Annotated in this window: 14 protein-coding genes; 13 read left to right on the forward strand and 1 reads right to left on the reverse strand. The window is 59.8% G+C overall.

Annotated features, from left to right (window positions below):
* Nucleotides 1-154 precede the first annotated feature (154 nt).
* The 13 genes from gcbA (at nucleotide 155) to OQ248_RS07390 (ending at nucleotide 16927) form a co-directional block, all read left to right on the forward strand.
* Nucleotides 155-1825: a diguanylate cyclase GcbA gene (gene gcbA, locus OQ248_RS07330; protein WP_085711233.1), complete on the forward strand. Its 1671-nt coding sequence runs from the start codon at nucleotides 155-157 to the stop codon at nucleotides 1823-1825.
* Between the two features lie 51 nt (nucleotides 1826-1876).
* On the forward strand, nucleotides 1877-3823 hold the full coding sequence (locus tag OQ248_RS07335) for a methyl-accepting chemotaxis protein (protein WP_265812452.1): 1947 nt from the start codon (nucleotides 1877-1879) through the stop codon (nucleotides 3821-3823).
* A gap of 174 nt (nucleotides 3824-3997) precedes the next feature.
* Nucleotides 3998-4453: a type II 3-dehydroquinate dehydratase gene (gene aroQ, locus OQ248_RS07340; RefSeq protein ID WP_064585783.1), complete on the forward strand. Its 456-nt coding sequence runs from the start codon at nucleotides 3998-4000 to the stop codon at nucleotides 4451-4453.
* A 24-nt stretch (nucleotides 4454-4477) separates the two neighbouring features.
* A complete protein-coding gene (gene accB, locus OQ248_RS07345) occupies nucleotides 4478-4945 on the forward strand; it encodes an acetyl-CoA carboxylase biotin carboxyl carrier protein (protein WP_007951023.1) in 468 nt (155 codons plus the stop codon).
* A gap of 17 nt (nucleotides 4946-4962) precedes the next feature.
* On the forward strand, nucleotides 4963-6321 hold the full coding sequence (accC, locus tag OQ248_RS07350) for an acetyl-CoA carboxylase biotin carboxylase subunit (RefSeq protein ID WP_085711231.1): 1359 nt from the start codon (nucleotides 4963-4965) through the stop codon (nucleotides 6319-6321).
* Nucleotides 6322-6487: 166 nt separating this feature from the next.
* Nucleotides 6488-7366: a 50S ribosomal protein L11 methyltransferase gene (gene prmA / locus OQ248_RS07355; RefSeq protein WP_085732735.1), complete on the forward strand. Its 879-nt coding sequence runs from the start codon at nucleotides 6488-6490 to the stop codon at nucleotides 7364-7366.
* 30 nt (nucleotides 7367-7396) lie between these two features.
* Nucleotides 7397-8668 (forward strand): DUF3426 domain-containing protein, encoded by a 1272-nt coding sequence (locus OQ248_RS07360; protein WP_265812453.1) that lies wholly within the window; start codon nucleotides 7397-7399, stop codon nucleotides 8666-8668.
* 185 nt (nucleotides 8669-8853) lie between these two features.
* Nucleotides 8854-9864, forward strand: coding sequence for a tRNA dihydrouridine synthase DusB (gene dusB, locus OQ248_RS07365; RefSeq protein ID WP_085711228.1), 1011 nt, complete (start codon nucleotides 8854-8856; stop codon nucleotides 9862-9864).
* A complete protein-coding gene (gene fis / locus OQ248_RS07370; RefSeq protein ID WP_003186237.1) occupies nucleotides 9861-10181 on the forward strand; it encodes a DNA-binding transcriptional regulator Fis in 321 nt (106 codons plus the stop codon). Before dusB ends, fis begins: the two co-directional genes overlap by 4 nt.
* A gap of 82 nt (nucleotides 10182-10263) precedes the next feature.
* A complete protein-coding gene (purH, locus tag OQ248_RS07375; protein WP_265812454.1) occupies nucleotides 10264-11871 on the forward strand; it encodes a bifunctional phosphoribosylaminoimidazolecarboxamide formyltransferase/IMP cyclohydrolase in 1608 nt (535 codons plus the stop codon).
* 189 nt (nucleotides 11872-12060) lie between these two features.
* Entirely contained in the window at nucleotides 12061-13353 is a 1293-nt protein-coding gene (purD, locus tag OQ248_RS07380; RefSeq protein ID WP_265812455.1) for a phosphoribosylamine--glycine ligase, read from the forward strand.
* A 102-nt stretch (nucleotides 13354-13455) separates the two neighbouring features.
* Nucleotides 13456-16233, forward strand: coding sequence for a hybrid sensor histidine kinase/response regulator (locus tag OQ248_RS07385; RefSeq protein ID WP_265812456.1), 2778 nt, complete (start codon nucleotides 13456-13458; stop codon nucleotides 16231-16233).
* 97 nt (nucleotides 16234-16330) lie between these two features.
* On the forward strand, nucleotides 16331-16927 hold the full coding sequence (locus OQ248_RS07390) for a MarC family protein (RefSeq protein ID WP_085732729.1): 597 nt from the start codon (nucleotides 16331-16333) through the stop codon (nucleotides 16925-16927).
* 71 nt (nucleotides 16928-16998) lie between these two features.
* On the opposite strand, the gene OQ248_RS07395 is transcribed toward OQ248_RS07390, so the two are convergent.
* Nucleotides 16999-24162: a TcdA/TcdB pore-forming domain-containing protein gene (locus OQ248_RS07395; protein ID WP_265812457.1), complete on the reverse strand. Its 7164-nt coding sequence runs from the start codon at nucleotides 24160-24162 to the stop codon at nucleotides 16999-17001.
* Between the last annotated feature and the right edge of the window lie 83 nt (nucleotides 24163-24245).

The following is a 24245-nucleotide window of genomic DNA, read 5'->3' on the forward strand; positions in this document are numbered from 1 at the left end:
AGCGACGACAGAGTCCGAAACGAAACCAAACGGTCAGAAACTGAATAGTGACGTACCGCAGATTATTGACGTACGACACTCATGTAAGGGAAAAGAGGTGCTAGCATAGAGCCACCAGTCGATCTCAGCATGCACCCTAACTAGTAGTCAGGATATGACCGAGCCAGAAGACCCCAGCCGTGAGCGCCTCAAGCACCACTTTGCCCAGCGGGTAATTCATCAGGCACGTCAGATTCTTGAGATATGGCAGCGCCTGCAACGCAGTGAGTGGTCCACTGCCGACCTCGCCGAACTGAGCGAGGCCAATTTGCGCCTGCTGCGTTTTGCCGAGCGCTTCGAACAGCCCGAGCACACCCAACTGGCTCACCACATCAGCCAGTCGCTGGAAGCGGTGGATGCCAATCGCGGGCGCCTGAGCAGCGGCCTGATCACCGACCTCAACCGTTTGATGCAGCGCTTGTCGCGTACCGGCCTGCGCCATGGCGATCAGCTCGACCAGACCTTTCTGCCGCCCCTGCGCAAACCGATCTACGTGATGCTTCAGGATCACGACCGCGCCGAACGACTGGCCAAACAACTGGAATTCTTCGGTCTCAGCGCCCAGGCGCTGGACAGTGTGTCGGCGTTTCGCTCCTCAATGGTCGAGCGGCTGCCGGCCGCCATTGTCATGGACGTGGACTTCAGCGGCGCCGGCGTTGGCCTGAAACTCGCGGCCGAAGCCCAGCAAGGTCTGGAAGAGCCGTTGCCGCTGCTGTTCTTCAGCCTGCACGAAACCGACACCCCGACCCGCCTCGCCGCCGTGCGCGCCGGCGGTCAGGAGTTCCTCACCGGCACCCTCGAAGCCTCGAGCCTGCTGGAGAAAATCGAAGTCCTGACCTGCGTCGCTCAGTACGAGCCTTATAAAGTGCTGATCATCGACGACTCCCGCGCCCAGGCGATGCACACCGAACGCCTGCTCAACAGTGCCGGGATCGTCACCCGCACGCTGATCGAGCCGATTCAGGCGATGGCCGAGCTGGCGGACTTCCAGCCGGACCTGATCATCCTCGACATGTACATGCCGGCCTGTACCGGGACCGAACTGGCCAAGGTCATCCGTCACAACGACCGTTATGTCAGCGTGCCGATCATTTACCTGTCGGCCGAAGACGACCTCGACAAGCAGCTCGACGCCATGAGCGAGGGCGGTGACGACTTCCTGACCAAACCGATCAAGCCGCGCCACCTGATCACCACGGTACGCAACCGCGCGGCGCGGGCACGCAACCTCAAGGCACGGATGGTGCGCGACAGCCTCACCGGCCTCTACAACCACACACACATCCTGCAACTGCTCGAAGACTGCTCGTTCCGCGCCCGCCGCGAAAACAAGCCGCTGAGTTTTGCGATGCTCGACATCGACCACTTCAAACGGGTCAATGACAGCCACGGCCATCCCATGGGCGACCGGGTGATCAAGAGCCTGGCGCTGTTCCTCAAGCAACGTCTGCGCAAGACCGATTTCATCGGCCGTTATGGCGGCGAAGAATTCGCCATCGTCATGCCCGACACCGATATAGAAGCTGCACACAAAGTGCTCGACGAAATCCGCCAGCGCTTCGCCGAAATCCATTACCCGGCCCAGCCGCAGGATCTGTGGTGCACGTTCAGCGCCGGGGTGGTGGAAATGCACGACGACTCCGACAGCCTGATGATGGCCAGCCAGGCCGACGAGGCGCTGTACCGCGCCAAGGGTGAAGGCCGCAATCGGGTGCAGACCGCGCGGGACTCAAAGCAAAGTGCCACTTTTTCACCGGAATCCACCGATTCGGTCATAACCTTGTAACAGAACCGCAATAAATTCAGGCGCTTACCATTACTGCCGTTGGTAGCCGTCATGCGCCTGAAGTTGCTCACCAATCTCAACACGCTGTTGCTGGTCGCCGTCTGCGTGGCCCTCGGCGCCACGCTGTGGTGGTCGCAGAAAGCCCTCGAACGCCCGTATCTGTTGATGGAGCGCTACCTCGGGCTGTCCCAGCAATTTCAGAATGAAGTCGCGCGCAACGTCGAGGACTACCTCGGCAGTGGCGATGCCCTGCGCCTGAGCAGCGCCAGCCAGGCCATCGACAGCCTGCAGAAAGAACTCGGCGAACTGCCACCGACGCTGGCCGAGACACTGCGCCCGAGCCTGTCGGGCCTCGAAGAATTCAGCAAGACCGACCTGCTCGCCGCCGGCAAACTGGCCGGCGATCCGCAAGCCTTGCTGCTGCAGGCCGAACGGGAACTGAGTGCCAGCCTCGATCAGCTCAGCACTTATGCCGGCGGCAACGTGGCGTACCTGACACCGTTGCTCGCCGCCTCTCAGCACTTGGGCAAACTGTCGCTGGCCAGGGACAAACTGGTCAGCAGCGGGCGCAGTGAACTGGCTGCCGATGTCGAACGCGAGGTCACCAACATCCGCACCCAGGCCCAGGCAATCGATGCCCTGCCCCTGCTCGGCGTGGTCACCAGCAGCGAATCCGGCAGCGACGATTTCGCCTCGATGATGGGTATCGAAAGCACTGAAAAGGCAGTCGCCGAAGACGCCGGCGTAGGCCTCAAACGCGACCTCAACAGTTTGCTCAATCGTTACCCGGCAGAGCTGGCACGCACCCGCGACCAGATCCAGAAACGCACCGACCTCAGCACCGCGACCCACCAGAAAATCGCTGCAGTGCAACAAGCCATCGCCGGACTCGAACCGGTGGTACGCGCCCAGCACGGCCAGATCCAGAGCGAAGTGCGCCTGATGCAAGGCGTGATGATCGGCCTGATCCTGTTGATCGCCCTGCTGATAGATACCCTTCAGCGACGCCTGGCCCGCACCCTGACCAACCTCGCCCCGGCGCTGTCGACCTGGGCTGAAGGCGACTTCAGCCGCGACATCCATCTGGGCAAGACCAACCGCGAATTGCACGACATCGAAGCCTCGCTCAATCGTCTGCGTGCCTATCTGGTGGATCTGGTCGGGACCATTCGCGGCAATGCCGAACAAGTGGCGGGCAGCAGCCGCACCCTGGCGGAACTGAGCAACGACTTGCACAGCGGCGCCGAGCATCAGGCCGGCGATACCGCACTGATCCGTGACTCTCTGAGCGAACTGGAAGCGACCATCCAGCAAGTGGCCGGCGATGCGCGTCAGGCTGCGGACGCCAGCCATCACGCGGGACAGGCTGTCGAACATGGGCAAAAAGTCATCGGCCTGAGCCTCACCGGCCTGCATGCACTGGTAGAAGAAGTGCAAGGCAACGCGCAGATGATCGAGCATCTGGCGGAAGAGTCAGCGACCATCGGCGGCGTGTTGACGGTGATCCGTTCGATTGCCGATCAGACCAACCTGCTGGCGCTCAACGCGGCGATCGAGGCCGCCCGCGCCGGGGAAATGGGTCGTGGTTTTGCCGTGGTGGCCGAAGAAGTCCGCTCACTGGCGCAACGCACCGCCGGCGCGACAGCAGAAATCCAGACCTTGATCGCCGGCCTGCAAACCGCCGCCCGACAATCGGTCGAAGGCATGCGCGCCCAGGTCGAACACGCCGAAGCCACGGCCAATCAGGCGCAATCGGCGGACGGTGCGCTGGACAAGATCGTCGGCGCAATCCAGACCATTTCCGCCACGGCAGTGCGCATTGCCGATGTCACCGCGCAGCAAAGCGGCGCGGTCAGCGAAATCCGCGATCACAGCGAACGGATTCACCAATTGGGTGGGGATAACCTGCTGCGCATCGGTGAAGGACGCGAACAGGGGGAGAATCTGCTGGTATTGGGCGGGCAACTGCATACAGCGGTTCAGGCTTTCCGCGTCTGATCACGATTGTGCCGGGTTTGGCGGTGTGAATGACCGGATCTGATCACTCAGTCACATATTTCGCGCAAACATCGGAGATCGTGCTGGCTATTGCAGAGAACTGGACAGTCACAAAGTCTTTGCGGCATAGTCGCCGGGTTCTGACGAGGCTCACCCATAACAAGGAACACGCAGATGGCAACGCTACTGGTGCTGCACGGCCCCAACCTGAACCTGCTCGGCACCCGGGAACCCGGGACCTACGGGTCGACGACCCTGGCGCAGATCAATCAGGATCTGGAACGCCGCGCCCGCGAAGCCGGCCATCATCTGCTGCACCTGCAAAGCAATGCCGAGTACGAATTGATCGACCGTATCCATGCCGCGCGCGGCGAAGGCGTGGACTTCATTCTTATCAATCCGGCAGCTTTTACGCACACAAGTGTCGCATTACGTGACGCGCTGCTGGGAGTGAGCATCCCATTCATCGAAGTGCATTTGTCCAACGTGCACAAACGCGAACCTTTCCGCCATCACTCTTACTTCTCCGACGTAGCGGTGGGAGTGATCTGCGGCCTTGGCGCCAGCGGTTACCGACTGGCCCTGGAGGCTGCACTAGAGCAGCTTGAACAACAAGCTATACGCCCCTGACCGACCCTTGGGAGTTGATGATTCATGGATATCCGTAAAGTTAAGAAACTGATCGAATTGCTGGAAGAGTCCGGCATCGACGAGCTCGAGATCAAGGAAGGCGAAGAGTCCGTACGCATCAGCCGTCACAGCAAGACCCCGGCGCAGCAGTACTACGCTCCGGCTCCGATGCAGGCTCCGGCCGCTGCACCTGCCGCCGCTGCCGCTCCGGTTGCTGCTGCAGCCGCTCCAGCTGCCGCTGCTGCTCCAGCGCTGAACGGCACCGTTGCCCGTTCGCCGATGGTCGGCACCTTCTATCGCAAATCTTCACCAACCTCGCCGTCCTTCGTTGAAGTCGGCCAGACCGTGAAGAAAGGCGACACCCTGTGCATCGTCGAAGCCATGAAGATGATGAACCACATCGAAGCTGAAACCAGCGGTGTGATCGAGTCCATCCTCGTCGAAGACGGCCAGCCGGTTGAGTACGACCAACCGCTGTTCACCATCGTTTGAACTGCGGAGAGCCTTTGATGACTGCGAAGTTGGAAAAAGTTCTGATCGCTAACCGCGGTGAGATCGCCCTGCGGATTCTGCGTGCCTGCAAAGAGATGGGCATCAAGACCGTCGCCGTTTACTCCAAGGCCGACAAAGAGCTGATGCACCTGGGTCTGGCAGACGAATCCGTCTGCATCGGCCCGGCTTCTGCCGCGCACTCCTACCTGCACATCCCGGCAATCATCGCGGCCGCTGAAGTGACTGGCGCTACCGCCATTCACCCAGGCTACGGTTTCCTCGCGGAAAACGCCGACTTTGCCGAGCAGGTCGAGAACTCCGGCTTCGCTTTCATCGGCCCGAAAGCCGAGACCATTCGCCTGATGGGCGACAAGGTATCGGCCAAGCACGCGATGATCGAAGCGGGCGTTCCAACCGTTCCGGGTTCCGACGGCCCTCTGCCGGAAGACGAAGAAACGGCGCTGCGCATCGGTCGCGAAGTCGGCTATCCGGTGATCATCAAGGCCGCCGGCGGCGGTGGTGGTCGCGGCATGCGCGTGGTGCACAAGGAAGAAGACCTGATCGCCTCGGCGAAACTGACCCGCTCCGAAGCTGGCGCGGCCTTCGGCAACCCGATGGTTTATCTGGAAAAATTCCTGACCAACCCGCGTCACGTCGAAGTGCAGGTTCTGTCCGACGGCCAGGGCAACGCCATCCATCTGGGCGACCGCGATTGCTCGCTGCAACGCCGTCACCAGAAAGTTCTCGAAGAAGCGCCGGCACCGGGCATCGACGAGAACGCGCGCAAGGAAGTCCTCGCTCGCTGCGTCAAGGCGTGCATCGACATCGGCTACCGTGGCGCCGGCACCTTCGAGTTCCTGTACGAGAACGGTCGTTTTTACTTCATCGAAATGAACACCCGTGTTCAGGTGGAGCACCCGGTTTCGGAAATGGTCACCGGTATCGACATCGTCAAGGAGATGCTCAGCATCGCCGCTGGCAACAAGCTGTCGTTCACTCAGGATGACGTGGTTATCCGCGGTCACTCGCTGGAATGCCGGATCAACGCTGAAGATCCAAAGACCTTCATGCCGAGCCCGGGTACGGTCAAGCATTTCCACGCACCAGGCGGCAACGGCGTTCGCGTCGATTCGCACCTGTACAGCGGTTATGCGGTTCCGCCGAACTACGACTCGCTGATCGGCAAGCTGATCACTTACGGCGCCACCCGCGACGAAGCCATGGCCCGCATGCGCAATGCCCTGGACGAAATCGTGGTTGACGGGATCAAGACCAACATCCCGCTGCACCGTGATCTGACCCGCGACGAAGGCTTCTGCAAAGGGGGCGTGAACATTCACTACCTCGAGCACAAGCTGGCTGGCGACAAGCACTAAGCTCAAGCCTGCACATGACAAGGCCGCCTTCAGGCGGCCTTGTTGTTTCTGCAGGTTTCATCTGCTCACACATTCCCCGCTCCCACAAAACCGTCGCGCTCGCGTAAACTTGCGCGCTTCTCGCAGGCCGCTAGGCTGCAATCAATCTTTTTCACAGGTGCCCGCCATGCCTTGGCTGCAAGTCCGTCTCGCCATCAGCCCAGAACAAGCCGAAACCTACGAAGACGCTTTCCTTGAAGTGGGCGCCGTTTCGGTGACCTTCATGGACGCCGAAGATCAGCCGATCTTCGAACCGGAACTCAATACCACCCCGCTGTGGGCGCACACCCACCTGCTGGCCCTGTTCGAGGGCGGCACCGAAGCCGCCCCGGTACTCGCCCATCTGGAACTGCTGACCGGCAGCCCGCTGCCCGAGCATCACAGCGAAGTCATCGAAGACCAGGACTGGGAACGCAGCTGGATGGACGGTTTCCAGCCAATGCAATTCGGCCAGCGCCTGTGGATCGTGCCGAGCTGGCACGCCGCGCCGCAACCTGACGCCGTCAACCTGCTACTGGATCCGGGCCTGGCCTTCGGCACCGGCACCCACCCGACCACCGCCCTGTGCCTGGAATGGCTCGACGGCCAGGATCTGAAAGATTGCAACGTGCTCGACTTCGGCTGTGGCTCGGGGATTCTGGCCATCGCCGCCCTGCTGCTCGGCGCGAAAGAAGCGGTCGGCACCGACATTGATGTGCAGGCGCTTGAAGCTTCCCGCGACAACGCCGGTCGCAACGGCATTGCCGACGAGCTGTTCCCGCTGTACCTGCCGGAGGATCTGCCACAGGTCAAAGCCGACGTGCTGGTGGCCAACATCCTGGCCGGCCCGCTGGTTTCCCTGGCACCGCAACTGTCTGGCCTGGTCAAGTCCGGCGGCCGTCTGGCGCTGTCCGGGATCCTCGCCGAACAGGGCGAAGAAGTCGCCGCCGCCTACGCGCAGGACTTCGATCTTGACCCGATCGCCAATCGCGACGGCTGGGTGCGCATCACTGGCCGTCGGCGCTAGAATGACCGCCTGCTCAATCCGGATCGCCGCATGACCGACAGCTTCGTCACCCAGTGCCCGCATTGCCAAACCAGTTTCCGCGTCAGCCACACTCAATTGAGCGTGGCCCGCGGGGTGGTTCGTTGCGGCTCCTGCCTGCAAGTGTTCAACGCCGCCAAACAGCTGCTTGAGCAACGTGCAGGCAAAGAGACAGTCACGCCGGTAGCGCCAGCCATTGTCGAACCGGCACCGGCTGCCGAAGCACCGGTTGTCGCGAAACAACCCGAGCCAATCGAACCACCCGAACCTCGCGCCATCAGCCAGAAGCAGTGGAGCGCGGCCGAGCTCGATCTCGACAGCCTTGATCTGGACGAAGAACTGGCCCGCCTCGAGCAGCGGGAAATCCAGCCGACTACCGAATTCGGCCGTCCACGCGAAGAATCTCTCAGCGCGCGTCGCGACAGTCACGAGCCGGAAGACGAACATTGGTCGGACAGCCTGTTCAGCGAACCGGCGGACGAGCGGACCATCGAGCCTGAACACACAGCCGAAACGGTCGACTTCGAACCGGCAAAACCGGAACGCACCGAGCCTTCGCTGTCGCTGGAACCGGTAGACCTCGACGACGAGCCTCCCATTCCGCAACTGCGCCTGCACGATCCGATCGATCCTTCTGCCCGCCATGAGCGCCTGTCGGCCAGTGAAGACGTCGATGACGATCTGCCTGCAATGGAACCTCCACGCAAAAAGCGCGAACGTGACGAACCCGGCGTGCGCGCCGAGGTTCTGCAGGACCTGACCGACGATCCGTTGCAGCTGGACTGGCAAAAGCGCCGCTCGCCCTGGGGCCGACGCCTGCTGTGGCTGGTGCTGGTGCTGCTCGCCGCCGCCGGTCTCGCCGGCCAGTACATCGCCTATCACTTCGACGAACTGGCTCGCCAGGATCAATACCGCCCATGGTTCCAGCAACTGTGCCCGCAAGTCGGCTGCACGGTGCCGTCCAAGGTCGATATCGCCAAGATCAAGAGCAGCAACCTGGTGGTGCGCAGCCACCCGGAATTCAGCGGTGCGCTGGTGGTGGACGCGATCATTTATAACCGCGCCCCGTTCTCGCAACCGTTTCCGCTGCTGGAGCTGCGCTTTGCCGACCTCAACGGTCACCTGATCGCCAGTCGCCGATTCAAACCCGGTGAATACCTCAACGGCGATCTTGAGGGTATGGCGGAAATGCCGCCGCAGACGCCCATCCACATCGCGCTGGACATCCTCGATCCGGGGCCGAAAGCGGTGAACTACAGTCTGAGTTTCCACTCCCCCGAGTAGAACACTTCATCGCTCCAGGATTGACGGCAGTTTTCTGACTTTGCCCTGCACGACCAAACCGCAGGCAATAACGAAATGACTGTTCAGATTTTGTTCAATTCAGCCTTTATCCAGTCATCGAGAGCGGGTATCATGCCAACCCTTTTTCGAACTCTCATGATCCGGCCCCACTTCAGGGAAGTCCTATGTCGGCGGTACGCATCGGCCCATATACATTGCAGAACGGCTTGATCCTCGCCCCCATGGCGGGTGTCACCGACCAGCCCTTTCGTCAGTTGTGCAAGCGTTTGGGCGCAGGGCTTGTAGTCTCGGAAATGGTCACCAGCGACATGAGCCTGTGGAACACCCGCAAGTCGCGCATGCGCATGATCCACGAAGGCGATCCCGAGCCACGCTCGGTGCAGATCGCCGGTGGCGATGCGCAGATGCTGGCGGATGCGGCACGGGCCAACGTCGAACTGGGCGCACAGATTATTGATATCAACATGGGTTGCCCGGCGAAAAAGGTCTGCAACAAGGCCGCCGGCTCCGCGTTGTTGAAGGATGAGGCACTGGTTACCGAGATCCTGCATGCCGTGGTGGCTGCGGTTGATGTGCCGGTAACCCTGAAGATCCGCACCGGATGGGATCGCGACAACAAGAACGGCCTGACGGTGGCGAAGATCGCCGAGCAGGCCGGGATCACGGCGCTGGCGGTGCATGGCCGCACCCGCGCCGACCTGTACACCGGCGAGGCCGAGTACGACACCATTGCCGCGATCAAGCAGGCGGTGTCGATTCCGGTCTTTGCCAACGGCGACATCGTATCGCCGGAAAAGGCCCGCTACGTGCTCGACGCGACCGGTGCCGATGGCCTGTTGATCGGCCGGGCTGCCCAGGGGCGGCCGTGGATTTTTCGTGAGATCGAACACTTCCTGCGTACCGGTGAAAAACTGCCGGCGCCGGAGCTGTCCGAGGTGGAACGCATTCTGCTTGAGCATCTGGCTGCCCTCCACGCCTTTTATGGGGACGTGATGGGCGTACGCATTGCCCGAAAGCATGTGGGCTGGTATCTCGCAACCTTGCCGGGCGCCAAGGAGTTTCGCGCCCGTTTCAATCGTTTGGATGGTACGGAAACACAATGCGCCAACGTTCGGGAGTTCTTCGCCGAACGTTACAAGAGCCTGACAGGGGACGGAGAAGGGGTGGCCGCATGACGATGATGACCGAGACTTTAGTGAGTGGAACAACACCCGTGAGCGACAACGTGAATTTGAAACAGCACCTCAATACCCCGAGCGAAGAAGGCCAGACCCTTCGCGGGAGTGTCGAGAAGGCGCTGCACAATTATTTCGCCCACCTTGAGGGCGCAGCCGTCACGGACGTGTACAACCTGGTGCTCTCCGAAGTCGAGGCTCCCCTGCTCGAAAGCGTGATGAACTACGTCAAGGGCAACCAGACCAAGGCCAGCGAGCTGCTCGGACTCAACCGAGGCACGCTGCGCAAGAAACTCAAGCAGTACGATCTGCTGTAAGCATTCAATCCAACCAGAAAGGCGCCCGCGTAAAACCGGTCGCCTTTTTTGCTGACTTCCCTTGCTTTTGATGGAAATTGAGATGACCGACCAGACTACCCGCCTGCCGATCCGCCGCGCCTTGATCAGTGTTTCCGACAAGACCGGGATCCTCGAATTCGCCAGGGAGCTGGAAGCCCTGGGCGTGGAAATCCTTTCCACCGGCGGGACCTTCAAACTGCTGCAGGACAACGGCGTGGCCGCAGTGGAAGTCGCGGATTACACCGGTTTCGCAGAAATGATGGACGGTCGGGTGAAAACCCTGCACCCGAAAATCCACGGCGGGATCCTCGGTCGTCGCGGTACCGATGACGCCATCATGAACGAGCACGGCATCAAGCCGATCGATCTGGTAGCCGTCAACCTGTACCCGTTCGAAGCCACCATCAGCAAGCCAGGCTGCGACCTGCCGACCGCCATCGAGAACATCGACATCGGCGGCCCGACCATGGTCCGTTCGGCGGCGAAAAACCACAAAGACGTGGCCATCGTGGTGAATGCCAGCGATTACGCCAACGTCCTGGAAAACCTCAAGGCCGGCGGCCTGACCTACGCTCAGCGTTTCGACCTGATGCTCAAGGCGTTCGAACACACCGCTGCCTACGACGGCATGATCGCCAACTACATGGGCACCGTGAACCAGGCTGCTGGCACCCTCAGCACTGAAGGTCGCAGCGAATTCCCGCGCACCTTCAACAGCCAGTTCATCAAGGCCCAGGAAATGCGCTACGGCGAGAACCCGCACCAGAGCGCGGCGTTCTACGTTGAAGCCAAGCCTGCCGAAGTCGGCATCGCCACTGCCACCCAGCTGCAAGGCAAAGAACTGTCGTACAACAACGTGGCCGACACCGACGCCGCGCTGGAGTGCGTGAAGAGCTTCGTCAAACCGGCGTGCGTGATCGTCAAGCACGCCAACCCGTGCGGCGTGGCCGTAAGCCCGGACGCTGAAGGCGGCATCCGTCAGGCCTACGAACTGGCCTACGCCACCGACACCGAATCGGCGTTCGGCGGCATCATCGCCTTCAACCGTGAACTGGATGCCGAGACCGCCAAGGCGATCGTCGAGCGTCAGTTCGTTGAAGTGATCATCGCCCCGAGCGTCAGCGAAGAAGCCCGTGCCATCGTTGCTGCCAAGGCCAATGTGCGCCTGTTGGCCTGCGGCGAGTGGTCGGCGGATCGCGTTCCGGCCTGGGACTACAAGCGCGTCAACGGCGGCCTGCTGGTCCAGAGCCGCGACATCGGCATGATCGGCGCCGACGACCTGAAAGTGGTGACCAAGCGCGCACCGACCGAACAGGAAATCCACGACCTGATCTTCGCCTGGAAAGTGGCCAAGTTCGTCAAATCCAACGCCATCGTCTACGCCAAGAACCGTCAGACCATCGGTGTCGGCGCCGGCCAGATGAGCCGCGTGAACTCGGCGCGTATCGCCGCGATCAAGGCTGAGCACGCCGGTCTGCAAGTGGCTGGTTCGGTGATGGCTTCGGACGCGTTCTTCCCGTTCCGCGACGGTCTGGACAATGCGGCCAAGGTCGGTATCACTGCGGTTATCCAGCCGGGTGGTTCGATGCGTGATGCCGAGGTGATTGCTGCTGCTGATGAAGCGGGCATCGCCATGGTGTTCACCGGAATGCGTCATTTCCGCCACTAATCAGACAACGGCCGCACTGAAGCCGGCATCTGCTGCGTTGGAGCCGACCTCGATGATGCTCATTGCCAAAAGGCAACTCCGCTCACCGAGGTCGACTCCGCCTTGCATCTACCGACTTCATTGCGACCTCCTGGAGCGTGAAGCGCTTCAGGTTCTAAAACAGAATTAGCGTCATCCGAGGTTTTTGAAATGAATGTTTTGATCATTGGCAGCGGTGGCCGCGAACACGCCCTGGCCTGGAAAGTGGCTCAGGATCCGCGCGTGCAGAAGGTTTTCGTCGCCCCGGGCAACGCCGGTACCGCGATTGAAGCCAAGTGCGAAAACGTCGCCATCGACGTGCTGGCCCTCGAGCAACTGGCTGACTTCGCCGAGAAGAACGTCTCCCTGACCATCGTCGGCCCGGAAGTACCGCTGGTTGCCGGCGTCGTCGACCTGTTCCGCTCCCGTGGCCTGGACTGCTTCGGTCCGACCGCCGGTGCTGCGCAGCTGGAAGGCTCTAAAGCCTTCACCAAGGACTTCCTGGCCCGCCACAAGATCCCGACTGCCGACTACCAGAACTTCACCGAGATCGAGCCGGCCCTGGCTTATCTGCGTGAAAAAGGCGCGCCGATCGTGATCAAGGCCGACGGCCTGGCCGCCGGCAAAGGCGTGATCGTCGCCATGACCCTGGCCGAAGCCGAAGACGCCGTGCGCGACATGCTCGCCGGCAACGCCTTCGGCGACGCCGGTTCCCGCGTCGTGATCGAAGAGTTCCTCGACGGCGAAGAAGCCAGCTTCATCGTCATGGTCGACGGCAAGAACGTCCTGCCGATGGCCACCAGCCAGGACCACAAACGCGTCGGCGACGGCGACAGCGGCCCGAACACCGGCGGCATGGGTGCTTACTCCCCGGCTCCGGTGGTCACCGCCGACGTGCACCAGCGCGTGATGGATCTGGTGATCTGGCCGACCGTGCGCGGCATGGCTGACGAAGGCAATGTCTACACCGGTTTCCTGTACGCCGGTCTGATGATCGACAAGGCCGGCAATCCGAAGGTCATCGAGTTCAACTGCCGTTTCGGCGATCCGGAAACCCAACCGGTGATGCTGCGCCTGCAGTCGAGCCTCGTACTGCTGGTTGAAGCGGCCCTGGCCCAGGCACTGGATAAAGTCGAAGCGCAGTGGGATCCACGTCCAAGCGTCGGCATCGTGCTGGCGGCCGGCGGTTACCCGGGCGACTACGCCAAGGGCACGCCGATCAACGGTCTGGACGCAGCCGCCGCACTGGAAGGCAAGGTCTTCCACGCCGGCACCGCGCTCAAGGACGGCAACGTGGTGACGGCCGGTGGTCGGGTGCTCTGCGCCACCGCCATGGGCGCCAGCGTGGGTGCTGCCCAGGAGCAGGCCTACAAACTGGCCAAGGCCATCGACTGGGAAGGCTGCTTCTACCGCACCGACATCGGCTACCGTGCCATTGCCCGTGAACGCGGCGAATCTCAGTAATAAGCTACGCTGTGTTTCCGGCAGGGGCTCATCGCCCTTGCCGGACTGTTCCGACGCTGCGCATCGTTATATTCTGGCATCAACCTTCGAAGGGATTTCGCCGTGCGCTGGCTCAGGATTGCCATAGGTTTCACCGTCACACTGTTGACCTTGCTCTGCATGCTCCCGGCCCAGGCCGCGCAAGGCAGTGGCTGGTCGGTATTGCTCGACGATCAGGGCAACCTCCAGCTGAGCGACATCCGCTCCGCCCGCTACACCAATCAATTCAGCCCCATCGAGCTTGACCGCCTCACCGCGGCCGAACCCGACGGCGCGTTGTGGCTGCGCTTCAGACTGGCCCCCGGCAAGCACGAACAAGTGCTGCGCATCTTCGCCCCCGACCTGTCGCACCTCAACCTGTACGTGCTCGACGGCGACCGGCTGATCGAACAGCGGGAAACCGGCACCACCCAGGCTCAGGTCGAACGGCCGCTGCCCAGCAGCGACTTCCTGTTGCCGTTGCCGCAAAGTGACAAGTCCCTCGACGTCTATCTGCGACTGGTCTCCGACCACCAGTTACGCCCGTACATCACCCTGCAATCGGCGGTGATGGGCGCGGCCAACCATAACCAGACGCTGATCTACGGTTTGCTGTTCGGCTGCCTCGCCATGCTGATCCTGCACAACCTGATCCGCTACGCCTACACCCGTTCGCGCAGCAGCCTGTGGCTGGCGGTGTGTGAAGGCCTGCTGAGCCTGAGCCTGTTGCTGTTGCTCAACCTGGCCGGCCCCTGGCTGCCGAACTGGCATGCGATCCAGACCCCTGGCGCCTACCTGGCCCTGCTGCTGACCGCACCGGCCGGCCTGATGTTCGCCTACCGTTTCTTCGCCCCGCTCGGCCCTCATCCGCTGAACAAGCTGCTGCTGGGCGACATCCTGTTCATCGTGATCTGCAGCCTGCTGCTGTTGTTCGTCAACACCCTGCCGCTGAACATCATCACCTACGCGCTGGTGGCCCTGGCCGGGTTGAGCATGTTGCTGGTGGCGTTCTATCACTGGCAGAAAGGCTACCGCCCTGCCCGCTTGTTCGTTGCCGCGATGGTGGTGTTCAACATCGGTACGCTGATCATCCTCCCGGCACTGCTGGGGCTGACCCTGGTGGCGCCGCAAGGCCTGATCATGACCCTGATGGGTTTCATCTGCATCAGTGGCCTGCTGATGAGCATTGCCCTCGGCGAGCGCCAGCGCAGCATCACCGAAAGCCGTTTCAGCATCAGCCGCGACCTTGCCGCGAGCAACGCCGAGATCAATGCCAAGGCCGAATTCCTGGCCAAGATCAGCCACGAGATCCGCACGCCGATGAACGGCGTACTGGGCATGACCGAACTGCTGCTCGGCACACCGCTGTCGGTCAAGCAGCGCGACTACGTGCAGACCATCCACAGCGCCGGCAACGAACTGCTGACCCTGATCAACGAGATCCTCGACATTTCCCGGCTCGAGTCCGGGCAGATCGAGCTGGACGACGTGCAGTTCGACCTCAACGCATTGATCGACGACTGCCTGAGCATCTACCGCGCCAAGGCCGAACAGCAGAACGTCGAACTGATCAGCTTCATCCAGCCACAAGTGCCACGGGTCATCAGCGGTGACCCGACGCGTCTGCGCCAGACGCTGCTGAGCCTGCTGGAAAACGCCCTGAAGAAAACCGAAGAAGGCGAAGTGCTGGTGGTCGTCGCCCTCGATGAGCGCAGCAGCAAACCGCGGCTGCGCATTGCCGTGCAGGACAGCGGCCAGCCGATGGACCAGGAAGAACGCGACGCGCTGATGCATGCCGAGCTGCACAGCAAGCACTTCCTCTCGGCCAACCGGCTGGGCGGCAATCTCGGGCTGGTGATCGCACGGCAACTGATTCGTCTGATGCAGGGCGAGTTCGGCATCAAGAGCGGCGCCACCCAGGGCAGCACGCTGTGGCTGACCCTGCCGCTGGACCCTGACCGCCTGGAGCATCCGACCTCCGATCTCGACAGTCCGCTGCAGGGTGCGCGGGTATTGGTGGTCGACGACAACGACACCTGCCGCAAAGTGCTGGTGCAGCAGTGCAGCGCCTGGGGCCTGAACGTCAGCGCTGTACCGTCAGGCAAGGAAGCGCTGGCCCTGCTGCGCACCAAGGCGCACCTGCGGGATTACTTCGACGTGGTCCTGCTGGACCAGAACATGCCCGGCATGACCGGCATGCAACTGGCCGCCAAGATCAAGGAAGACCCGAGCCTGAACCACGACATCCTGCTGATCATGCTCACCGGCATCAGCAATGCGCCGAGCAAGATCATCGCGCGCAATTCGGGGATCAAACGCATCCTGGCCAAACCGGTGGCCGGCTACACCCTCAAGACCACGCTGGCCGACGAACTGAACCAGCGCAACCGAGGCCAGGCCGTATTCCAGCCACAACCGAGCGGCCCGGCCACGGCCGTCAAGGTCCCGAGCGATTTCCGCATTCTGGTCGCCGAAGACAACACGATTTCCACCAAAGTGATTCGCGGCATGCTCGGCAAACTCAACCTGCAACCGGACACCGCCAGCAATGGCGAAGAAGCCTTGCAGGCCATGAAGACCCAGCGCTACGACCTGGTGTTGATGGATTGCGAAATGCCGATCCTCGATGGCTTCTCCGCCACCCAGCAACTGCGGGCCTGGGAAGTCGGCAATCAGCGCATCCGTACGCCGATCGTCGCGCTGACCGCACACATCCTCGCCGAACACAAGGAGCGTGCGCGCCAGGCCGGCATGGACGGACACATGGCCAAACCGGTGGAACTGTCGCAACTGCGCGAGCTGATCGAGCACTGGGTGGCCCAGCGTGATCAGCAAAATCGCACGACAGCACGAACGCCCTGATCTCGGCGAGCGCTCACCTTCTCGGCGGATCTTGCCGTGATGACGCCAGATCCGCCTGATAGACTCCGTTCAACTTCCGCCCGCGCGAGTTTTAACCATGCTCCATGTGTTGTTCAGCGTTTACCTGAAGATGCTGGTGCTCTACAGCCCGTTCTTCGTGTTGTCCTGCTTCATCAGCCTGACCCGGGGTTATTCGCGCAAGGAACAACGGCGCCTGGCCTGGAAAGTGGCGATCGCCACCCTGGTATCGAGCGTGTTGCTGTACCTGTTCGGGCGGGTGATCTTCGACGTGTTCGGCATCACCGTGGATGCCTTCCGCATCGGGGCCGGCAGCGTGCTGTTCATCTCGGCGCTGGGCATGGCCCAGGGCAAGTCGGCGGTGCAGGCCGACAATGTGCAGCAGGACGTGACCATCGTCCCGTTGACCATCCCGCTGACGGTCGGCCCTGGCACCATCGGTGCGCTGCTCGTGATGGGCGTCAGTCAGCCGCACTGGGATGACAAGCTCATCGCGATCATGAGCATCGCCCTCGCCAGCTTCACGGTGGGAGTGGTGTTGTACCTGTCGAACCGCATCGAGCGTATTCTCGGCGATCAGGGTTTGCAGATTGTCAGTCGACTGATGGGGCTGTTTGTTTGTGCTTTGGCCGCGCAGATCATCTTCACCGGCGTCAAAGGCTATCTGGTGCCGTGATGCCAAAGTACAAAATGCCGCCGATACACTGATCGGCGGCATTTTTGGTCACAATCGAGTCAACGGATGGATCACCCGTTCATTTGGATCAACGCCTTCATTTCCACGTGGCCTTTGTCGACCTGATCAGTTTCGATCTTGCGCATCAACTGATCGACTCGAAACCGGTGGTCGACCTTCCCGATACTGATAAGGACTTCCATCTGCATGGCCGATTCATCGTCCAGGGGATCGACACTGCGCACAATCAGACAGTGAGAGTCGTCCGGATCGATCAACACCAACTGTCCGTCCTTCACCGATAGCATCAGTCGTTCGTTCGCAGACAGTTCGAGCATCAGGACAGGCAGGCTCGACAGCTGGATGTCCGGGGATTGCTGGCATTCGATCACGATGCAATCCAGACGCAGCCAGTCCTCGTCGGTCAAGCGACAGGACTGCCCTGATGAGCCAAACGTCAGCAGCAGCTTTTCAACACCCTGCGGCACTACCGCCCGCGAGCCCGGAAAATCACTGCCGGATGCAATCCACATGACCTCTTGATCCCGTTGAGTCAGACAGTCGCCCATCCAGTGCGAAACTGACGGGGCCGGGTCAAATTTCGGAGTAAAGATCAAGTTATCCACGGAGTCGTACATCAACGGTTCCGATCCGCTCTTGATTCCCAGAAACGCGGGCCACACGCCGTCGAGTGGTTTGATAGCGTCAAACAATTGATCGGACTCGGGAACATAGTACCGATAACGCCCATCCTTCTCTCCGACCGGCATGAACGTGGCGTGAGGGATTGCAGAAATCAGCGCTTGCAAACGACTGCGCAGCTGGACGTCGTTTGAATGATTGACGTCGGACCAATGACTCTCCACGCCAAGAATCCTGGCTGGCTGGCCATCGAACAGTTCCAGATTCACACCGTCCCGGGTTTGCGCCAGCAACCCTTGACCCTGGACTTCGACCTCTGAAAACTGCCACTGAGCCGCGACGGGCTGCGCCTTCGGCAGGTGCTCCGGATTCAACAGTCGCGAACCTTTGGCAAACGCTGCCCGCGCCATTTTGAAATCGACAAGCGTCTGGCGATAAAGCTTGCCCGCCACGCCATCGAACACCCAGGCCGCCTTTGCATCCGGCGTCATGGCGAGCAAAGTCAGCTCCCCGACTGCACCGATGTCCGCCAGCAGCATCTGCCCGGCGATACACCACACCGCCAGGAACCCGGGGCTGGAAGTACGGGCCAGGCCAATGACCGCAAACGGCGAGGCCTTGTGTGATTCAGCCAGCGCAGGTAATGCGTCGAGCCAGTCCGGATTCAATTCGAACCAGCGCTGTCCGACGCCAATGAACCGCAGAACACCCTCCCTGTCGACCTCGAACAGACGCCCATCCTCTTTGGTCGCAATGTAACGCCCTGAGGTAGAAGTCATCTCGACGACATGGCTTTCAATAATGTCGTCAACCGTGTCCCAATCATCTGTCCGGCTCAGGGCAACACGAATGAGCGTTCCATCTTTCCGGTCATAAATAATCGCGTCTTGATTATCCGCCTGATCCCACATCAGCATCGTCCGCTGCGTGACATCGAAATCATGAAGAACGTATCGGCTGTCATGCAGCCGAAGCCATCCGGCGTACGCAAAACCGCTGTAGTCAAAACAACGCAAGCCAATGAACGGTGCAGCTTTCCAGGAACTCGACGACATGGACATTTCGGCAGACTCATCACGATACGGTTCGGGTCGCATGAGCTGGCTCAAAGGCTGTTTCCAGTACTCCAGTGTCCTTTGAAGCAGATCATCAGAGTTTTCCCTGGCAATGAACTGAGTGAATGTCAGCTCTTGTCCGCGAATCAGATACTCCAGCGAATAGCCGGTTTTGCCGGACCCGGTGATTTCCTGAACGACACGCAGCTCTCCACTGACCGTGCCTTCGAAACCAATGATTTTTGAGCCCTGCACAGGATTCATCAGGCGATAGCGATGATTGACCGTTCCGGAGATGGCATCGACGCGCCAGATTGTCGGATGATCGGGATGGTAGAACCACGCATGCTCTCCGATGACGGCGCCGAGAACGATGCCTGTATTCACGGCGTCCGGCAGATTGCGCGGGTGCAGGATGCGATCCAGAACGGCGTCGTAGTACCCGGTGGTCAGGACAGATTTGTTCGATGCGGTCAGGGGTACAGCAAAACCGGAAACCGGAATGCGTGGCGACGCCAGTCGATTCGCGCGACGCAGCCCCTTGAGCCTCTCCAGAACGGCTGCAGATCGCATATCCCCCGCTGACGATCCGATTTCGACACCGACACCCTTTTCACTCGTTTGCGAGACCGAATGACTTTCCAGGTCAATACGAACCAACAACAACGTGTTATCCCTGCTTCGATCCACCTGAAACAGCTCGCCATCCTTGAGCCGTACAAAACCTTCAAAGCCTTCGATCCGGATGCCATCGACGATCAGTACAGTGCCCTCGAACCTGAGCTGCTGCTCACTGGCCCAAGGTGCAGCCACCACCCAATCGGCTTTAGCACGCGGTCCAAACGCCTCAGGAAACGGTCCGTCTACGAGAGGCGGAGGATTGAGGGTAACCGACACGACACCCGGGCTGAGTGTCAGTTGGACTTGCCCGGAATGAGCGGTGATTTCATAGGAAATCAGGTTTTTCCACTCGTCCGGCAACTGAGGCACGACCAATTGACGGCAATGTTGATTCAGGCTGACGCTGATCACTGTCGGCTTGTTGAACGGATGCAGTTTGTAGAGGACATGAGGGAACGGGGCCGTGGAAAAAAACTGAAACCGCTGCTCGCCCCGCTCATCGAACTCCAGACGCTCCTTCCAGCCATCGATGATATTGGGATAGGACGTGCGCAGTCCGCCGCTGTCTTGGGTAACCGGTAATGAATAGTCCCCGTAATCCCAAAACCGCTGATAAGCCTTCAAGCGTTCGAACACATCCTCGTCGGGAGAAAAACCAGACGAGCCCAATTGATACTCATATCCGTAGTAACAGATTGGGGTGCAGGGCAATACGACTGCATCGACCTGTTTCTGCCTGTCGATTCTCAGCGTTGAAGGGAGGCGCAGTGCTTCGCGGATATCGATTGCCCGGTGCCGTTCCTGGTCTCTGGCATCGAAGGAAGGCAGTCCCAGCTTCTGGAAAACAGTCGGAAAAAACTTCTGGCTGTCGAACACCACGCTGGCCCGTCGCAGATCCAGCTCAGTAATGACCGCTTCGGGTTCGAACCTCAGGACACCCTCCTCGATTGTGTGCCCTGCATCCGTGTAGGCTTCATTGATCAGAAACAAGTGCCGTCCGACCGCTCTGGCCTTGTCACTGATTTGTCCCAGGTTGCTGGCAATGGCCGCCGCACCGATACCGATGCCCAACAAAGGCACTGACAGCACAGCGGCTACCGACCCCACCGTACCGCTAACAGCCAGTGCGGCAATATCCAGACCCAACGCCGCCACATTGAATGTGAGCTGCGTGGCGAGCCGGGAGCGTTGCTCCTCGTTGGTCGCCACCGTCAGGCCATGAATATCGAAGCCGATGTTGACTGCCGAGAAACCGAGCCCCACTGTCGACGCCGCGCGCCCCAGCAGCCGCGAGGCCAGTGACGCGTGGCCCGCAGCGAGCGCCTTTTCACTGGCCGCCACTTGTCGCACGAGACTGACCATTTGCAGCGTATCGGTCACCACCCCGAAACCCAGCTGCGCATAGCTCACGTACACCTGGACCTGCAAGGCGATCGACAGTGCGGGGATCTCCCCCGTCTGACGCTGATATTCCCGATTACGCATTTCGGTAATGATGGCCTGGATCGCGAACGCAAAACTCAAGCGGCTGCCGCCGTCTGCCTCCGACGCGCCTTGTGCCGGGCCGGCAACCGCTTTCGCCAGGCGTTTGATGTGTCGTGCGATTTTGATGAAGCGTGAATCGGCGGTGCTGACGTCAATCGAGACCTTGGGATTGTTACCGTCAACCATGGTCAGCGTGTAGTGCTTGTTCGACGACTCCTGAACCGTTTCAAGCAATGGAAGGTATTGCTCCCCCAGCTTTTTTTCACTGCGCAAACGCCGGGCCGCGTCTTCGAACTGTTCTGCCTGGTGGCGTGCGTCGAGTTGCGCCAGGCCTTCTCCCATCCGTACGTTTTCCGAAAGCGAGCGCATGCGTGCCGATGCCTGTGCATCCCATACGGAAACCGCGGGACCGGAGGCGATCTGTTCACTCTTCAGAAAGTCGCTCACTGGCAGTTTCGAAGGCAATACCTTGTCGATAATCACCTTCGTGTCCAACCCGGTTACGGTGAATCTGAGGTCTACTGCACCGTCCAGGCCATAGAGCCTGGACAAATGAGCATCACTGGCGAGGTGACCTTGTATGCCCTGCCGGAGTTGATCTGTCCGGGAGAAACCGAAAATTGCGAAATTGGGATCGAAAAAGCGATAGGCGGGTTTCCCGTCCTCCAGAATCCTGGCCACCAGCAAGGCGTGTTTGCCGGTATCGAGCAGGTACACGGCTGATCCGGTTTCCCCCTCAAGATTCTGGACAATGGTGTCCAGCTCAAGTACTCCCTGCGAATGCCCGAACTCAGTCGGGACGACAGCTGACAACTCATCCAGCGCAGCAAACATGAGCCGGGATCCAGCGTCTTCGGGGGTGAGACTGGCGTTGGCAATCCGGCCTATCAACGCACGCTCGGCCTTGTCCCCGAGACCAAGCGCCCCGGCCATCAGCAACGCGAGCGGATAGCAACGGCGACCGGGGTCATCGACGCCCATTCTCAGCAGGTCCTGGGGAACCTGCCGTGCCGAAACAGCACCGTTCTTGAAAAAACGTTCTCGGATCTGCGCGGCGCTTTTGAGGATTTTCGTCTGATAGTCACGACGCGCGGTACTGTTGATTTGCGCAATGCGCTGCCCCCACTGATACAAAGTCAGTGGCTCGGCCAGTGCGCGTACTTTCAATTCGCCGGCCGTTTCACCGACTGGAGCACCTCCCTGACCAAGCCCTGCCTCAAAAGCGGGAGCCTTTCGCTCATGGAGAATCTTTTCAATAGTGTTGTAGCGTTTGAAAAAACCGTCATCGGCAGTTTCCCGAGCCACTTCCAGTACCTTTTGCCAGGCATCGGAAAAGCCCTCGGCATCCACACGCGAAGCAGAGAACAACCCACCGATGACAACCCTCTGCAAAGGACTCACTTGATCGAGTGCAAACGATCCATGGGCCAGCCGAGTCAGAAAATCATTGAAATTGCCTCCGGACTGCTCACCGTTGGCAACAGGTATGGCACTGTCAGGTTGCGCGAGGATTTGCTGTCGAATATCAAAACCCAGGTCGATGCGGTTGCCGACATCGATTTCACCACTGAGTTTGTCACGCATCGCCCTGATGAAGGGTTCGCCCAGATCATTCATCAACTTTTGCAATACATCAGTCAAGAACACCGGCTTGCCCTCAATGACCGGCCAGCCTTGCTTGAATGTCATACGTTGCTCCTTGAGCAACTCCGTCAGGTTGGCACCATAACGTGACCTGAGTTTTCCCTCCTTCCACTTTCCGTGTTCTTTCGTTAGCCATTCTTCTGGATCGTCATTAACGGTCCAGCCGGAGATCATTTCTTCTTCGGTGCTGACGCTATACCCTTCAATCAACTTCAGACGACTACGGATATCAACAGCATGATCGGGTAACAGATTATTCTCTATGTAACCATCCAGTCCCAACGCAGCGGCACCCGGTCCGGTCAGCGTAATCGTTCCACGTGCACCGATCCGGATTCCGTCCTGATAATAAGTAAAAATGGCGCTGACCAGGTCTTTTACGTCATAACTTCCCGACTTTAAAAAACGCCCCTCCTCGTTCCTTTTATTAGCGACTTCAAGAATGATATCGAACACGCGACTATCGTCCGTTGCAGCAATCTTCCCAACAGAAAGGCGGCGTTCTATTTCATACAGGCAGTCATAGTTCTCACGAATCATCTCCATATAGGACAGGATCATTCCACTACGCTGATGTACCAGAAAATGCGCGTTCATTTCGCCAGAGGACACAGCACCGAATGCGGTGCCCAGTCGCAAGGCATCCTGCGGCACCAGGCTGGCTGGAGGAATAGAGAAAATTCGCAAAACACCGGGTTTCTCTTTCGCAAATGCAAGCAACTTGTCTTTATGTTCCGCAGGAATCCTGTCGGTTCTGTCTTTATAGCGAAGCCGATCCCGGCCAGGCATCAAAGTGTCATCTTCATTGAGCAGTAACTGTAAGACACCCACCTTCGCCTCATCACTGAACGCACTGATGTCCACCCCGCCCAGCCGTTCGACAAGCGGTGGCAAATAGTCCATGTCACTGTAGCGGCCTCCTTCCAGAAACCCGGCCTGTAACCTGACGACATCGCTGGCTGCCGCAAAATTTCCGCGCATGCCGACTTCCCGCTCATAGACATCCTGCAGAAAATGCCCGGCAAACTCGTGCCGTACATCACGCAAACTCAGGTTCTTTCCTGCCATCGCCAGATGCGTGTCCAGGCATTTCTTGCGAAACGCCTCCAGTACCGCGCGATCCTTGCCATAAGCGCTGACCATCAACCGGATTCGGGCCTCATCCCTGCGCCCGCCCCAATTTGGCTGATTGATGTAATCCCACATCTGGAGTTTCAGCACGCGTGCGCGATCTTCAATCATTTGCGCCAGTTGCGAAGGCTTGCTGACTTGATCTCCTCCGGATTCCATCGCATGTGCCCGGGCGCTTTCGAGAATGACACGGTTCATCTCGAAGGCGAGCAACGCATCGCTGTCGTACCAGAGATTGAAACGATAATCCTCAGGGCCCAGAACGGCGCGCCAGATATTCATGTAGTCGCGCTGAATGTTGCCGACTTCACTGCCTCCCACCCAGACGAAATGCATGATTTTCGGCGTGGGAAGAGCGACATCGGACAGCATGGAAACTGTTTCGGAAAGCCTCGACACAAAGCTTTTCACGCCAGCATGTACCCGTTCGATGACCGGCGAGGCCGGTCCCTCCATTCGCCCGAGCAACAGTTCGAAGGTTTCCAGAAAAAGTTTTGCCGGCAACTGCTTTTCGGCGAGCGGAGCCGTTGCATTGGCAGATTGATAATAGCGTTCAAGCGCTGAGTATTCGGTACTTGTCGAATACTCGGTGAATGCTGACTTTATTGCATCAAACTCGTTGACCGAGGAAAAACCTAAAAAACCTGGCAAATCCACAACAACACACTCCATGAAATTCCATTTAATCCGAAACATCAAACAACCGGGCACGCACGCCAACCCAACCAATTAAAGGTCGA

This window comes from Pseudomonas sp. COW5 (genome assembly GCF_026240005.1).
Taxonomy (GTDB): Bacteria; Pseudomonadota; Gammaproteobacteria; order Pseudomonadales; family Pseudomonadaceae; genus Aquipseudomonas; species Aquipseudomonas kribbensis.